General features: G+C 60.1%; 12 protein-coding genes and 4 tRNA genes. 14 read left to right on the forward strand and 2 right to left on the reverse strand.

What is annotated here, in order from left to right; translation table 11 throughout:
• The first annotated feature begins 8 nt into the window (after window positions 1–8).
• On the forward strand, window positions 9–617 hold the full coding sequence (locus THIVI_RS20190; RefSeq protein WP_014780379.1) for a 50S ribosomal protein L25/general stress protein Ctc: 609 nt from the start codon (window positions 9–11) through the stop codon (window positions 615–617).
• A gap of 259 nt (window positions 618–876) precedes the next feature.
• Window positions 877–1461 carry an aminoacyl-tRNA hydrolase gene (pth, locus tag THIVI_RS20195; protein WP_014780380.1) on the forward strand — a complete coding sequence of 195 codons (585 nt, stop codon included), beginning with the start codon at window positions 877–879 and terminating at the stop codon, window positions 1459–1461.
• Window positions 1462–1516: 55 nt separating this feature from the next.
• On the opposite strand, the gene THIVI_RS20200 is transcribed toward pth, so the two are convergent.
• Both THIVI_RS20200 and THIVI_RS20205 read right to left on the reverse strand, forming a co-directional pair.
• Window positions 1517–2848: an OmpP1/FadL family transporter gene (locus THIVI_RS20200; RefSeq protein ID WP_014780381.1), complete on the reverse strand. Its 1332-nt coding sequence runs from the start codon at window positions 2846–2848 to the stop codon at window positions 1517–1519.
• Between the two features lie 265 nt (window positions 2849–3113).
• Window positions 3114–4451, reverse strand: a complete 1338-nt coding sequence (locus THIVI_RS20205; RefSeq protein ID WP_014780382.1) for a UDP-glucose dehydrogenase family protein — start codon at window positions 4449–4451, stop codon at window positions 3114–3116.
• A 172-nt stretch (window positions 4452–4623) separates the two neighbouring features.
• Between THIVI_RS20205 and THIVI_RS20210 the strand changes: the two genes are divergently transcribed.
• The 12 genes from THIVI_RS20210 to rpoB all read left to right on the forward strand — a co-directional run bounded on the left by THIVI_RS20210 (window position 4624) and on the right by rpoB (window position 14324).
• Window positions 4624–4708, forward strand: a tRNA-Tyr gene (locus THIVI_RS20210).
• Window positions 4709–4830: 122 nt separating this feature from the next.
• Window positions 4831–4904, forward strand: a tRNA-Gly gene (locus THIVI_RS20215).
• Between the two features lie 60 nt (window positions 4905–4964).
• A tRNA-Thr gene (locus THIVI_RS20220) sits at window positions 4965–5040 on the forward strand.
• Between the two features lie 67 nt (window positions 5041–5107).
• A complete protein-coding gene (gene tuf, locus THIVI_RS20225; RefSeq protein WP_014780383.1) occupies window positions 5108–6298 on the forward strand; it encodes an elongation factor Tu in 1191 nt (396 codons plus the stop codon).
• Window positions 6299–6362: 64 nt separating this feature from the next.
• Window positions 6363–6438, forward strand: a tRNA-Trp gene (locus THIVI_RS20230).
• A gap of 32 nt (window positions 6439–6470) precedes the next feature.
• Entirely contained in the window at window positions 6471–6848 is a 378-nt protein-coding gene (gene secE / locus THIVI_RS20235) for a preprotein translocase subunit SecE (protein WP_014780384.1), read from the forward strand.
• A 2-nt stretch (window positions 6849–6850) separates the two neighbouring features.
• Entirely contained in the window at window positions 6851–7384 is a 534-nt protein-coding gene (gene nusG / locus THIVI_RS20240; RefSeq protein WP_014780385.1) for a transcription termination/antitermination protein NusG, read from the forward strand.
• Window positions 7385–7552: 168 nt separating this feature from the next.
• On the forward strand, window positions 7553–7987 hold the full coding sequence (rplK, locus tag THIVI_RS20245; RefSeq protein ID WP_014780386.1) for a 50S ribosomal protein L11: 435 nt from the start codon (window positions 7553–7555) through the stop codon (window positions 7985–7987).
• Window positions 7987–8679 carry a 50S ribosomal protein L1 gene (gene rplA, locus THIVI_RS20250; protein ID WP_014780387.1) on the forward strand — a complete coding sequence of 231 codons (693 nt, stop codon included), beginning with the start codon at window positions 7987–7989 and terminating at the stop codon, window positions 8677–8679. The genes rplK and rplA overlap by 1 nt, the downstream gene beginning before the upstream one ends.
• 274 nt (window positions 8680–8953) lie before the next feature.
• Window positions 8954–9481: a 50S ribosomal protein L10 gene (rplJ, locus tag THIVI_RS20255; protein ID WP_014780388.1), complete on the forward strand. Its 528-nt coding sequence runs from the start codon at window positions 8954–8956 to the stop codon at window positions 9479–9481.
• Between the two features lie 60 nt (window positions 9482–9541).
• Window positions 9542–9919: a 50S ribosomal protein L7/L12 gene (gene rplL, locus THIVI_RS20260; RefSeq protein ID WP_014780389.1), complete on the forward strand. Its 378-nt coding sequence runs from the start codon at window positions 9542–9544 to the stop codon at window positions 9917–9919.
• 232 nt (window positions 9920–10151) lie between these two features.
• Window positions 10152–14324 (forward strand): DNA-directed RNA polymerase subunit beta, encoded by a 4173-nt coding sequence (gene rpoB / locus THIVI_RS20265; RefSeq protein ID WP_014780390.1) that lies wholly within the window; start codon window positions 10152–10154, stop codon window positions 14322–14324.
• The last annotated feature ends 78 nt before the right edge of the window (window positions 14325–14402 follow it).

Raw genomic sequence — 14402 nt, forward strand, 5'->3', positions numbered from 1 at the left:
GAACGCCAATGAGCGTGAATTTTGACGTCATCGCGCAACCTCGCGCACTGTCAGGAAAGGGTGCGAGCCGCCGCCTGCGTCGCACGGGGCTGGTGCCCGCCATCGTCTATGGCGCCCATCTGGAGCCGGAAATGATTTCGGTCTCGCACAACGAACTGCTCAAGCATCTGGAGCACGAGGCATTTTATTCGCATGTGCTCGATCTCAAGATCGGGGATGTGGCCTCGAAGGTCGTCCTGAAGGACATGCAACGCCATCCCGCGAAGCCCTTTATTCTGCACGTTGATTTCATGCGCGTCTCCCAGGACGAGAAGCTGCGGATGATGGTGCCGATCCATTTCCTCAACGAGGAAAAGAGCAAGGGCGTCAAGATCGGCGGTCAGGCGTCCCACAAGATCACCGAGGTGGAGGTGATCTGTCTGCCAAAGGATCTGCCTGAATTTATCGCCATCGATCTGCTGGAGATGGAAATCGGCGACATCGTCCACCTGTCCGAGCTTCAGATGCCAAGCGGCGTTGTGCTGGCCCATCAGCCTGATCCGGACGAGCCCGTGGTGGTCATCCATGGCGCCCGTGGCGGCGGCGACGAGGCCGAAGGCGAGGATGCGACGGCTTAAACCGCGCCCAGAGCGATAAACGTCGCTTTGTGGCCTTTTGTGGCCTTCCCAAGCGTTGCGCGACGCCAGATGATCGGAAAGGCGCGGTTTAAATGGTTAATTTTAAAATAACTTTAAACCGCGTCTCCACGAAGTCCGAACAAACCCATCAAAACCAGACACGAAAAGAAAATTACGCATTGCGCTCTGGACGGCGGTTTAATCCTGTCGATCAAGTCAAACCGCACCACACATGACACACCACTCCGGACACGGTTCAATGAGCGATGCGGGTATCCGTCTGATCGTCGGTTTGGGAAACCCCGGGGCGCAATACGAGGCGACGCGCCACAACGTCGGGTTCTGGTTCGTCGATGCCATCGCCAATGCCAGTCGCGAATCCTTTCGTGTCGAGCCAAAATTTTTCGGCGAGCTTTGCCGCATCTCTCTCGGTGGGCGCGACCTGCGCCTGCTCAAGCCCGCGACCTATATGAATCGTAGCGGCCAGTCGATCGCCGCGGTGGCGCGCTATTTCGATCTTTCCCCCGAACAGATTCTCGTGGCGCACGATGAACTCGATCTGCCGGTTGGCGCAGTGCGTCTGAAGCAGGGCGGCGGGCATGCCGGCCATAATGGCCTGCGCGACACCATTGCCGTGCTGGGGACGCGCGATTTCTGGCGCCTGCGGATTGGCATCGCGCATCCGGGCGACCGCACGCTCGTCACGGGTTATGTGTTGGGTCGACCCTCGCAGGATGATCGCGAGCGCATCCTGGCGGCGCTGGGCGAGGTCGATCAGGTGTTGGATGATTTGATCCAGGCCAGATTTCAGCGAGCGATGAGCCGTCTGCATACGTCTGGTTAGACTGCGTGCGCGGCCTACGTTTTTACAAACAACGCAGGCCGCGCCGGAGCGCGGTTTAGAATTTCAGACCGAAGCTGACCTCAAGCTCCCATTGATCCATCGCGATATTGATGGACTCCGGGCCGCCGGAGAAGGGTAGCGAGCAACCGCAATCGAGATCCTTCTGCGGTGCATACATGGCCGCGACGCTGATCTCGCTGCGCTGATTCAGCGCCTTGGTGAGTCCCAGCGTGAAATGATGCTCGATCAGGGCGGGTGCGATCACGTTGAAGAGGACGCCTTCCGTGGGGATCGGCTGCTTGCCATAGCTGTAGCCGGCGCGAAGGGTCAAATCCGGTTGCATGTCCCATTGCGCACCGAATTTGTAGACGGTCATGTCGCGCCAGCCGAAGCCGACGCCTTTGCGACCGCCCAGGCAGTAGTCGGTTTGGCCTTGCATGCACAACTGAAGACTGTTGGTCATGTTGTTGCTGAGCGCGTCGACATCGCCATACCAGATGTGCTGTACATCGGCCGCGAAGGTGAGCGTGGGTGTGGCTTTGAAAGCTAGGCCAATGTTGGCGAACGCGGGCGCGTCAAGATCGCCGCCCTCGGCGAAGAGGTCGGAGTAACGGTCAAACCGATCGAAATCCACCTGACTCTGATACGCGGCGCCCAGCGAAAGTTGGTCGTTGATCCGCCAGAGCGCGCCGAGTTGGAGACCCCATCCGAACACGCCATCGCTGCCCCGATTGGAGAGATTGTCCGGGTTGCCATCGGCCGCCAGCATGCCGAACGACGACAGTCCTTCGGCCTCGAACATCTGATAAGCCAGGATCAGGCCGGCGCCCACCGAAAAATTGCTGTTGAGCTTGCGCGAATAATTGAGGTTCAGGGCCAGTTGCGACAGATCCACGCCCGTGGTGCCGGCGGCGTAGGTGCCCATGTCGAAGGCGGTATCGCGACGATTGTAGCTAGTGTTCATGCCACCGTTGCCATAGAGGGCGACGCCGACCGCGCTAACGTCGTCGAGCGGGTGGTTGTAACCAAAATGCGGGATGAGAAAGAGATCGTTCTCGCTCTCGACGGTCCCGGTGAAGTCCGATCGGCTGCCGAACGGCATCGCTGGACCGGAGTTCATGAGATTGCTCGTTTCTTTTTGCGTGTATTCGCGGCTGGGCGCAAAGAGCGCGGCACCAAGATCCATGCGTTGTTCGAGCCAGACCATGCCTGCGACATTCGAGGTGGAAATCATGGCATCCTGTGGCAGGGCAGAGCCGGCTCCAGCCATACCTTTGCTTTTGGTGCCGTAACCATGCGACATGTAGCCGTTGGTCGCTTGTGCGGTCGGCGACAGGGCTAAAGCGAAGATGACGCCAAGGGAAATCGCGGATTTGTTGCAACGCATGGGTACTGCCCCTCCTCAAGGGAATTTTTTGTCTGTCGCGATCGAGTGTAGTTGTGATTGTCGACGTTGCGAATTTAACATCAAAGGTGACGTTAACGGGCTTTGTTGAGTTGATATTTGTCAATCGACGGACAAGTGGCCGCTTTATTGTGGCGCCTCTTGCGTTTCGCAAGATGTCGATAAAACACGAGGATTGACGCCCGGCGGTCGAGAGGTTTGTTCGGAACCAGAAAACTCTGGTTCCCGAACTGGCGGCGAGCGGGATTTAGTCAGGCACCAGCGGCGTGCGTCCGATCGAAACATAGGTCAGACCCGCGGCGGTCGCGAGTCGGCCATCGAGGATGTTGCGCCCATCGAATATGGCTGGCGATTTCAGGCGGTCCTTGATAAGGGCGAAATCGGGGCTGCGAAATTGCGACCATTCGGTCACGATGGCGAGCGCATCGGCGCCATCCAGTGCGGACACCGCGTCCGGGGCGAGCAGGAGATCGGCGCGCTCGCCATAGAGACGCCGGGTCTCTTCCATGGCGACCGGGTCGAATGCCTGGGCCCTGCCCCCCGCAGCCCAGAGCGACTCCATCAGTACCCGGCTGGATGCCTCCCGCATATCGTCCGTATTGGGTTTGAAGGCAAGCCCCCAGAGCGCGATCGAGCGGCCTTTCAGGTCGCCGCCGAAATAGTCGCTGATTTTTTTGAACAGCAGTTCCTTCTGGCGAAAATTCACCGCCTCGACCGCATGCAGCAGTTGGGGGTCGTAGCCCAGGCCGCGCGCGGTTTGTTCCAGGGCGCGCACATCCTTCGGAAAACAGGATCCGCCATAGCCGCATCCAGGATAGATAAACTGATAGCCGATCCGCGGGTCGGAACCAATGCCGGTGCGGACTTTTTCGATATCCGCGCCGACGGCCTCGGCGATGTTGGATAACTCGTTCATGAAGCTGATCTTGGTCGCTAGCATGGCGTTCGCGGCATATTTGGTGAATTCCGCCGAGCGGATATCCATGGTCATCAGGCGATCATGGTTGCGATTGAAGGGCGCGTAGAGCGCCCGCAACAACTCCGCGGTGCGGGGGTTGTCGGTGCCGACGATAATGCGGTCCGGGCGCATGAAATCCTCGATGGCCGCGCCTTCCTTCAGAAACTCCGGGTTGGAGACGACATCGAATTCGACGGAGACTCCGCGGGCTGCCTGAACCTCCCGGACGGCCGCCGCGACTTTGTCGGCGGTCCCGACCGGCACCGTCGATTTGTCGACCAGGATGCGATACGTACCCATGTGCTGACCGATCGCGCGAGCGACGGAGAGGACATACTGAAGATCGGCGGATCCGTCTTCGTCGGGTGGTGTGCCGACGGCGATAAACTGAAACAGGCCATGTTTCACGCCAGCCTCGGCGTCGGTGGAAAAGTGCATCCGTCCGGCGTCGCGATTGTTTTTGATTAACTCCTCAAGGCCAGGCTCGTGGATCGGGACGCCCCCGCTATTGAGCAGATCGATTTTTTTAGGGTCGATATCGATGCACAAAACGTTGTTGCCGACCTCGGCGAGACAAGCCCCGGTAACGAGGCCGACATAGCCGCTGCCAAAAATCGTGACGTCCATCTTGACGGTTCTCCCGAGCTGAGCCATTAAGGATATAGGTGGTGAACGGAAATGGTATCAGCTTGCTATGGCGCACGTGGGGTTTGGAGCGCGCGAGGCTTCCGAATTCAGTCACGCGCAATTTTCCAGTTGACGATGGGTTGGTCTTCTCTCTATACTAAGCCGCTTATTTGGAGGGGTTCCCGAGCGGTCAAAGGGATCAGACTGTAAATCTGACGGCTCAGCCTTCGGAGGTTCGAATCCTCCCCCCTCCACCAATCTATATAGGATATAAGGGTCTTTAAAATTTGCGCGAGCGGATACGCGGGCTTCGTGCGTTGTGGCGTTCGTCCGTGAGGTCGGCGCGGAAAGCGAAGATCGATTCCGATTGGCGCGCCTCGCGGGTGTAGTTCAACGGTAGAACCTCAGCCTTCCAAGCTGATGGTGTGGGTTCGATTCCCATCACCCGCTCCAAAATTTGATGGTAAACGCCGTTGTTGCCCGTCAATTGCGTCGTTCGTTACTAAAGTATTTGCCCATGTAGCTCAGTTGGTAGAGCACACCCTTGGTAAGGGTGAGGTCATCGGTTCGACTCCGATCATGGGCTCCAAATTCCGAAAGCCGTTTGCGTGCCAAAAGGCGCGTCTTGTCGATTTGAACCATGCGGGGAGCCGTTCATGTCCAAAGAAAAATTCCAACGTAGCAAGCCGCACGTCAACGTCGGCACCATTGGCCACGTCGACCACGGCAAGACCACGCTGACGGCGGCGATCACCACGCACCAGTCGAAGAAATTCGGCGGCGAGGCGCGCGCCTACGACCAGATCGACAACGCCCCCGAGGAGCGTGCGCGCGGCATCACCATCGCCACCGCCCATGTCGAATACGAGACGGACAAGCGTCACTACGCCCACGTCGACTGCCCCGGCCACGCCGACTACGTCAAGAACATGATCACCGGCGCGGCGCAGATGGACGGCGCCATCCTCGTCGTCTCGGCGGCCGACGGCCCGATGCCCCAGACCCGCGAGCACATCCTGCTCTCGCGTCAGGTTGGCGTGCCCTACATCGTCGTCTACCTCAACAAAGCCGACATGCTCGACGACCCCGAGCTGCTCGAACTCGTCGAGATGGAAGTGCGCGAACTGCTGGCCAAGTATGACTTCCCCGGCGACGACACCCCCATCGTCACCGGCTCGGCCAAGCTCGCGCTCGAAGGCGTCGACAGCGAAATCGGCACCCAGTCGATCGACCGGCTCATGGACGCCATCGACAGCTACATTCCCGAGCCCGAGCGCGCCGTCGACGGCGCCTTCCTGATGCCCATCGAAGACGTCTTCTCCATCTCCGGGCGCGGCACCGTGGTGACCGGACGTATCGAGCGCGGCGTCGTCAAGGTCGGCGAAGAAGTCGAAATCGTCGGCATCAAGGACACCGTCAAGACCACCTGCACCGGCGTCGAGATGTTCCGCAAGCTGCTCGACCAGGGCCAGGCCGGCGACAACGTCGGCGTGTTGCTGCGCGGCACCAAGCGCGAGGACGTCGAGCGTGGCCAGGTGCTGGCCAAGCCCAAATCGATTCACCCGCACACCCACTTCGAGGCCGAAGTCTACGTGCTCAGCAAGGACGAAGGCGGGCGTCACACCCCCTTCTTCAACGGCTACCGCCCGCAGTTCTACTTCCGCACCACCGACGTCACCGGTGCCTGCGAACTGCCCGAGGGGATCGAAATGGTCATGCCCGGCGACAACGTCAAGATGACCATCAAGCTGATCGCCCCGATCGCCATGGAAGAAGGCTTGCGCTTCGCCGTGCGCGAAGGCGGACGCACGGTCGGTGCTGGCGTCGTCGCGAAGATTATCGAGTAAATGAAGTGCTTAAAGCGTGCTGGCTCGTGATATTCTGAGTCTGCACGTCATCGTTTTTCGATTTAGGCCAGTAGCTCAATTGGCAGAGCGGCGGTCTCCAAAACCGCAGGTTGGGGGTTCGATTCCCTCCTGGCCTGCCATACAACCCATCGCTTAGGCGACAGGCGATTCCATGAACTCACGCGCTGAGACCCGTGGCGCCAGCTTAGATACGATCAAGCTGGCCGTCGCTGCATTTTTGCTGGCCGTCGGCATCTTTGCTTTCTACTATTTTTCCGGTTTGTCCTCGCTGCTCCGGGTCATCGGATTGCTGGTCGTTGGCGGAGTCGCGGCGGCTATTGCGCTTCAGACGGGGCCTGGGCGTTTTCTCTGGCAGTTTGTCGGCGACGCCCGGATGGAAGTCCGCAAAGTCGTTTGGCCTTCGCGACAGGAAACGCTGCAAACGACTCTAGTCGTGATCGCCATGGTCTTTGTCGTTGGCATCGTGCTCTGGCTGTTCGACATGGTGCTGATGGCGATTCTCCGCTTCCTGACTGGCCAGGTAGGTTGACGATGTCCAAACGTTGGTACGTCATCCACGCCTATTCCGGCTTTGAAGGGCAAGTTAAACGTTCGCTTGAAGCGGCCATCGCTAGGGCTGGGCTTGAGGATCTTTTTGGCATGATCCTAGTGCCAACGGAAGAAGTTGTCGAAATGCGCGGTGGCCAGCAGCGAAAGAGCGAGCGTAAGTTTTTCCCCGGTTACGTGCTGGTCAACATGGAAATGACCGACGAGACCTGGCACTTGGTCAAAAGTGTGCCCAAAGTCATGGGTTTCATTGGCGGAACCGGTGATCGGCCAGCGCCTGTGCCTGACTCCCAGGCTGAGGTCATTCTGCAGCGCCTCCAGGAAGGCGGAGAGAAGCCGCGTCCAAAGGTGCTGTATGAGCCGGGCGAAGTCGTGCGGGTCACGGATGGTCCGTTCACGGATTTCAATGGCGTGGTTGAAGATGTCGACTACGACAAAAGCCGGGTCAAGGTTTCTGTCCTGATCTTCGGTCGATCCACTCCAGTCGATCTCGAATTCGCCCAAGTCGAAAAAGGTTGACCGAAAAATTTCCCTTCATTGCGCAATGTGCGGTGAGTAACTTCGCGGTCAGCAAATCATTCGCCGACTCCTTCTCCGGATCGGTTTCCTTACGTCGTCCCCATGAGGGGACTTGCATGGGGAGCCAGGATTTCGATTCCTGGCGTTCGCACCCATTGGAGAGCAAACATGGCAAAGAAAATCAATGCCTATATCAAGTTGCAGGTGAAGGCGGGGGAGGCGACCCCGAGTCCGCCCGTCGGCCCCGCGCTTGGTCAGCACGGCGTCAATATCATGGAGTTCTGCAAGACGTTCAACGCGCGCACGCAGGACATGGAAAAGGGGATGCCGACTCCGGTCGTCATCACCGTCTATTCGGACCGCAGTTTTACCTTCATCACCAAGACGCCTCCGGCGTCTATTCTGCTGAAGAAAGCGCTTGGTCTTCCCAAGGGAAGCCCAAATCCGAATACCAATAAGATCGGCACGGTGACGCGCGAGCAACTGGAACAGATTGCAACCTTGAAGATGCCCGATCTGACGGCGGCCGATATGGACGCCGCGGTTCGGACCATCGCCGGAAGCGCCCGTGCCATGGGTCTCGATGTTGAGGGGGTGAACTGATGGCTCGTTTATCGAAGCGCGTGCGTGCGATTCATGAGCGCGTCGAGCGCAGCAAGCTCTACGCCGCGGAAGAGGCATTTACCCTCCTGAAAGAACTGTCCTCGGTCAAGTTCGCCGAAAGTATCGACGTGGCGGTCAATCTTGGCGTCGATCCGCGTAAATCGGATCAGGTCGTGCGTGGCTCCACGGTTCTGCCGCACGGTATCGGCAAAACCGTCCGGGTCGCGGTCTTCGCGCAGGGTGCGGCAGCCACCGCAGCGACCGAAGCTGGGGCGGATCGGGTTGGCTTCGATGACCTCGCCGAGGAAATCAAGGCCGGCCAGATGGATTTCGATGTGGTCATTGCCTCGCCCGATGCGATGCGTTTGGTGGGCCAACTTGGCAAGATCCTGGGGCCGCGCGGACTGATGCCGAATCCGAAGGTCGGGACCGTGACGCCGGACGTGGCCGAGGCCGTGCGCAATGCCAAGGCGGGTCAGGTGCGCTACCGCACCGACAAGGCCGGCATCATCCACTGCCCGCTGGGTCGCATCGGGTTTGAACCTGTCAAGCTCCGGGAGAATCTGGAGGCGTTGCTGGTCAATCTCATGAAGGCAAAGCCCAGCAGCTCCAAAGGCGTTTACATGCGCAAGGTCACCGTCTCCAGCACCATGGGGCCTGGTCTGACGGTCGATCATTCCAGTTTGATTTAAAGGGACGCGTCCGGCGCTTGCGCGCCGGACGCGTCGAGTTTCTTTGAGGTCTCGGCAATCGCTGGAGGCCGTCAAAGACCGCAGGTGCGCCAAGGGCTATCAGGGATTCGGCCGGTGGGGCTTAATGGTTTCGACGCCTGCGCAGACGGTGCTCCCGAATTGGCGGTCTTTGCTGATGACGGCGCACGTTTTTGGCGTTTAGTGCGGCGCTGGATGCGCTGTCCTGAATGCCACTCGGCCTCGGCCGGGCTACCAACCGTAAGGGGTGACGACAGTGGCGCTGAATTTTGCGCAAAAAGAAGCAATCGTCGCCGAAGTCGCGCAAGTCGCGAAGAGTGCCTATTCGGCCATCGGAGCCGAATATCGGGGCTTGACCGTGGAACAACTGACCAAGCTGCGCGTGGAAGCACGCAAGGCTGGCGTTTATATTCGCGTCGTCAAGAATACCCTGGCCCAGCGCGCGCTGGAAGACACGGATTTTGCCTGCATGCGAGAGGGGCTCACGGGCCCGCTGATCCTCGCGTTTTCGCAGGCCGATCCGGGTTCGGCGGCGCGTGTCCTGGAGGCGTTTGCAAAGGATCATGACAAATTCAAGGTGCGACTCATCGCCCTTGGCGGCAAACTGCTCGATCCCTCGGAGATTGGCAATCTTGCCAAGATGCCGACCTACGATCAGGCGATCAGTCTGCTGATGTCCGTCATGAAGGCTCCCGTGCAAAAGCTCGCCGCGACCATCAACGAGGTGCCGGGCAAACTGGTCCGCACCATCGCCGCGATTCGCGATGCCAAAGAGGCCGCCTAAGCCGCGTCCTCGCTCGACCCGCAACCCGATTAACCGTATTCAGATTTCCAGGAGAAACCCATGGCCGTTTCGAAAGACGAGATTCTCGAAGCGATTGGCAACATGACCGTGCTTGAGGTCGTCGACCTCATCAGCGCGATGGAAGAAAAGTTTGGCGTGACCGCCGCCGTCGCCGTCGCCGCCGCCGCGCCTGGTGCTGGCGGCCCGGCGGCTGAAGTCGAGGAACAGACCGAGTTCGATGTCATCCTCTCTTCGTTCGGCGCCAACAAGGTGGCCGTCATCAAGGTCGTGCGCGCACTGACCGGCTTGGGCCTGAAGGAAGCGAAGGACGCCGTCGAAGGCGCCCCCGCGACGCTCAAGGAAGCCGTCTCCAAGGCCGAGGCCGAAGACGCCAAGAAGCAGCTTGAAGAGGCTGGCGCCACTGTCGACATCAAGTAACGGCGCAATTGCGTCGTCACTTTTCCGGCAAAGCGATGAGGCTGGCGGCGACGAACCGCCGGCCTTTTCCCGTTGGGTCCAGCCGACCCGGCGGCTTTTCATTGCTCGGTTCCGATACCGGGCTAGGCGGTGACCACGCCATTGTTTCGATGCTCGTTCCTTGCCGTCAACAATCCGCAGCAATGTCCACGCCCCGTCAGGGACCCAAGCAAGCACCTCGAGGGAAGGCATAATGGCCTATTCGTTCACCGAAAAAAAGCGCATCCGCAAAGACTTCGGCAAGCGTCCCAGCATTCTGGGCGTGCCGTTCCTCCTGGCCACGCAGATCGACTCCTACCGCGAGTTTCTGCAAGCCAATTCCTCGGTGAAGGACCGTCGGGATTTGGGGCTGCATGCGGCGTTCAAGTCGGTCTTTCCGATCGAGAGCTATTCTGGATATGCCGTCCTTGAATATGTGAAGTACCGTCTCGGCGACCCGGTCTTCGACGAGCGCGAGTGTCACCTGCGCGGCGCGACCTTTGCCGCGCCCCTGCGTGTCCTGCTGCGTCTCGTGATCTACGATAAGGAAGCCCCGGCGGGCTCTAGGGTGGTCAAGGACATCCGCGAACAGGAAGTCTACATGGGCGAACTGCCGCTCATGACCGAGACCGGCACCTTCATCATCAACGGCACCGAGCGGGTCATCGTCTCGCAGTTGCACCGTTCGCCGGGTGTCTTTTTCGACCACGACAAGGGCAAGACGCATTCCTCGGGCAAGCTTTTGTTCTCGGCCCGTGTGATTCCCTACCGCGGATCCTGGCTCGATTTCGAGTTCGATCCCAAGGACAATGTTTTCGTGCGTATCGACCGTCGCCGCAAGCTGCCGGCGACCGTTCTGCTGCGCGCGCTCGGCTATGGCGTCGAAGATATCCTGTCGCGCTTCTTCGAGACCGATACCTTCCGCATTCAGGGCCGCGACGTGACCCTGGATCTGGTGCCCGAGCGTCTGCGCGGCGAGACGGTTGGCTTCGATGTCAAGATCGGCGAGGAGATTCTGGTGGAAGCCGGGCGTCGCGTGACGGCGCGCCACATCCGCGAACTTCAGAAGTCCGGGGTCGAGCGTTTGGAGGTGCCCGCGGATTTTATGGTCGGGCGGATCCTGGCCCACGCCCAGATCGATACCGAGACCGGCGAGGTGCTGGCCGAGGCCAATTCCGTGGTGACGCCGGAGTTGCTGGAGACCCTGTTGCAGAAGGGCACCGAGACCCTCGAAACCCTGTTCGTCAACGATCTCGATCAGGGGCCTTATCTGTCGGAAACCCTGCGCATCGATCCCACCACCAGCGATCTGGAGGCGCAGGTCGAAATCTATCGAATGATGCGTCCCGGCGAGCCGCCCACCAAGGAAGCCGCGCAGAATCTCTTTCATAATTTGTTCTTTACCCCGGATCGCTATGATCTCTCCGCCGTCGGGCGGATGAAGTTCAACCGCCGGCTCGGGCGACCCGCCGAAACGGGGCCGGGCGTGATCTACGACGGTCGTTATTTCATGGGCCGCAACGACGAGTTTTCCAAGAAACTCGTCGCCGAGCATGGCGAGACCTCGGACATCATCGAGGCGCTGAAGGTGCTGGTCGAACTGCGCAACGGACGCGGCACGGTGGACGATATCGACCACTTGGGCAACCGCCGTATCCGCTGCGTCGGCGAGATGGCCGAGAATCAGTTCCGCGTCGGTCTGGTGCGAGTGGAACGCGCCGTGAAAGAGCGTCTGTCGCTGGCCGAATCCGAGGGCCTGATGCCCCAGGAACTGATCAATGCCAAGCCGGTGTCGGCGGCGATCAAGGAGTTCTTCGGTTCCAGCCAGTTGTCGCAGTTCATGGATCAGAACAATCCGCTGTCCGAAGTCACGCACAAACGCCGTGTTTCGGCGCTCGGCCCAGGCGGTCTGGCGCGCGAGCGCGCCGGCTTCGAGGTGCGCGACGTGCACCCGACGCATTACGGCCGTGTCTGTCCGATCGAGACGCCGGAAGGTCCGAACATCGGTTTGATCAACTCGCTGGCCGTCTATGCGCGGACCAATTCCTACGGCTTTCTCGAAACCCCTTACATCAAGGTCGAAGCCGGTCAGGTCACCAAGGAGATCAATTATCTGTCCGCGATCGAGGAGGGCAATTTCGTCATCGCCCAGGCCAATGCGACGTTAGACGAGGAGGGGCGTCTCATGGACGCGCTGGTCTCCTGCCGACATGCCAACGAGTTTGCGATGCGGGTGCCGGAGGAAGTTCAGTACATGGACGTGTCGCCGCGCCAGATCGTTTCGGTGGCGGCATCGCTGATTCCCTTCCTGGAGCACGACGACGCCAACCGGGCGCTGATGGGCTCGAACATGCAACGTCAGGCGGTTCCGACGCTACGGGTCGAGAAGCCGCTGGTCGGCACCGGGATGGAACGCGTGGTGGCGAAGGACTCGGGCGTCTGCGTGGTGGCGCGCCGGGGCGGCGTCATCGAGTCGGTGGACGCCGCGCGCATCGTGGTGCGCGTCAATGATGACGAGGCCGTTCCTGGCGTGCCGGGCGTCGATATCTACAACCTGACCAAGTACACGCGCTCGAATCAGAATACCTGTATCAATCAGCACCCGTTGGTCAAGCCGGGCAATATCGTGGCGCGCGACGACGTGCTGGCCGACGGGCCGTCGACCGACATGGGCGAGCTGGCGCTGGGACAGAACCTGCGTATCGCCTTCATGCCCTGGAACGGCTACAACTTCGAGGACTCCATCCTCATCTCCGAGCGCGTGGTGCAGGAAGACCGCTTCACCAGCATCCACATCGAGGAACTTTCCTGTCTGGCCCGCGACACCAAGCTGGGGCCGGAAGAGATCACCGGCGATATTCCCAACGTGGGCGAGTCGGCCCTATCCAAGCTCGACGAATCCGGCATCGTCTATGTCGGCGCCGAGGTGCGCGACGGCGACATCCTGGTCGGCAAGGTCACGCCCAAGGGCGAGACGCAGCTGACGCCGGAAGAGAAGCTGCTGCGTGCCATCTTTGGCGAAAAGGCGTCGGACGTGAAGGATACCTCGCTGCGTCTGCCGTCCGGCATGAACGGCACGGTCGTCGACGTGCAGGTCTTTACCCGCGACGGTGTGGAGAAGGATAAGCGCGCGATCCAGATCGAGGAGCTGGAACTGGATCGGGTCCGCAAGGATTTCGCCGATCAGCAGCGCATTATGGAAAACGATACCTTCCAGCGCGTGGAAAAGATGCTGGTCGGCAAGGCCGCCGACGGCGGTCCGGGAAGTCTCAAGCCGGGCTCCAAGGTGACCAAAGCCTATCTCCAGGGGTTGTTGGAGAAGGGTTCGCGCGATCAGTGGTTCGAGATCCGCATGCAGGAGGAGGAGATCGCCACCCAGCTCGAGGCGATTGCCGCCCAGGTCAAGCAGCAGCGCGATGAATTCCGCGAGCGTTACGAGGTCAAAAAACGCAAGGTGGCGAGCGGAGACGATCTGGCACCCGGCGTGCTCAAGATGGTCAAGGTATATGTGGCGCTGAAGCGGCGCATTCAGCCGGGCGACAAGATGGCTGGCCGTCACGGCAATAAGGGCGTCATTTCCAAGGTGGTGCCGGTGGAGGACATGCCCTTCTCGGCCGATGGCGTCCCGGTGGATATCGTGCTCAACCCGCTTGGCGTCCCTTCCCGAATGAACGTGGGACAGGTGCTGGAGACCCATCTGGGTTGGGCGGCAAATGGGCTCGGGGTCAAGATCGAGCGGATGCTGCAGGCGCAGACTGCGGTCGCCGAACTACGCGATTTCCTGGAAAAAGTCTATAACCGCAGCGGTAAGTCGGAGGATCTTGCGAGTTTCTCGGATGACGAGATTCTGGAGCTGGCGCGCAATCTGACCCGCGGCGTACCCATGGCCACGCCGGTCTTCGATGGCGCGACCGAGGAAGAGATCCACGCGATGCTCCAACTCGCCGATCGCGACAATTCCGCGCTGGGGATCCCGAGCGGTCAGACCATCCTCTTCGATGGCCGCACCGGGGACCAGTTCGAGCGTCCGGTGACCGTCGGCTATATGTACATCATCAAGCTCAACCATCTGGTCGACGACAAGATGCACGCCCGTTCCACCGGCCCTTACAGTCTGGTCACCCAACAACCGTTGGGCGGCAAGGCGCAGTTCGGCGGTCAGCGATTCGGTGAGATGGAGGTCTGGGCGCTGGAAGCCTATGGCGCGGCTTACACGCTGCAGGAGATGCTCACGGTGAAATCCGACGACGTCAACGGTCGCACCAAGATGTACAAGAACATCGTGGATGGGGACCATCGGATGGAGGCCGGCATGCCGGAGTCCTTCAACGTGCTCGTCAAGGAGATTCGTTCGCTCGCCATCAACATCGAGCTTCAGCAGGATTGACGAAGAGGTTGCATCGGTCGCGGTCAAGGATGGGTTCGCTACGCCCTTCGGTTTTGGCCGGGGCCGGTTCCACCCATC

This window comes from Thiocystis violascens DSM 198, assembly GCF_000227745.2.
Lineage (GTDB): Bacteria > Pseudomonadota > Gammaproteobacteria > Chromatiales > Chromatiaceae > Chromatium > Chromatium violascens.

Coding starts and splice junctions, on each gene's coding strand:
- tuf (WP_014780383.1), top strand. CDS start 5,108: ATGTCCAAAGAAAAATTCCAACGTAGCAAGCCGCACGTCAACGTCGGC.
- rpoB (WP_014780390.1), top strand. CDS start 10,152: ATGGCCTATTCGTTCACCGAAAAAAAGCGCATCCGCAAAGACTTCGGC.
- pth (WP_014780380.1), top strand. CDS start 877: ATGAGCGATGCGGGTATCCGTCTGATCGTCGGTTTGGGAAACCCCGGG.
- THIVI_RS20200 (WP_014780381.1), bottom strand. CDS start 2,848: ATGCGTTGCAACAAATCCGCGATTTCCCTTGGCGTCATCTTCGCTTTA.
- rplL (WP_014780389.1), top strand. CDS start 9,542: ATGGCCGTTTCGAAAGACGAGATTCTCGAAGCGATTGGCAACATGACC.
- THIVI_RS20205 (WP_014780382.1), bottom strand. CDS start 4,451: ATGGACGTCACGATTTTTGGCAGCGGCTATGTCGGCCTCGTTACCGGG.
- THIVI_RS20190 (WP_014780379.1), top strand. CDS start 9: ATGAGCGTGAATTTTGACGTCATCGCGCAACCTCGCGCACTGTCAGGA.
- rplA (WP_014780387.1), top strand. CDS start 7,987: ATGGCTCGTTTATCGAAGCGCGTGCGTGCGATTCATGAGCGCGTCGAG.
- secE (WP_014780384.1), top strand. CDS start 6,471: ATGAACTCACGCGCTGAGACCCGTGGCGCCAGCTTAGATACGATCAAG.
- nusG (WP_014780385.1), top strand. CDS start 6,851: ATGTCCAAACGTTGGTACGTCATCCACGCCTATTCCGGCTTTGAAGGG.
- rplK (WP_014780386.1), top strand. CDS start 7,553: ATGGCAAAGAAAATCAATGCCTATATCAAGTTGCAGGTGAAGGCGGGG.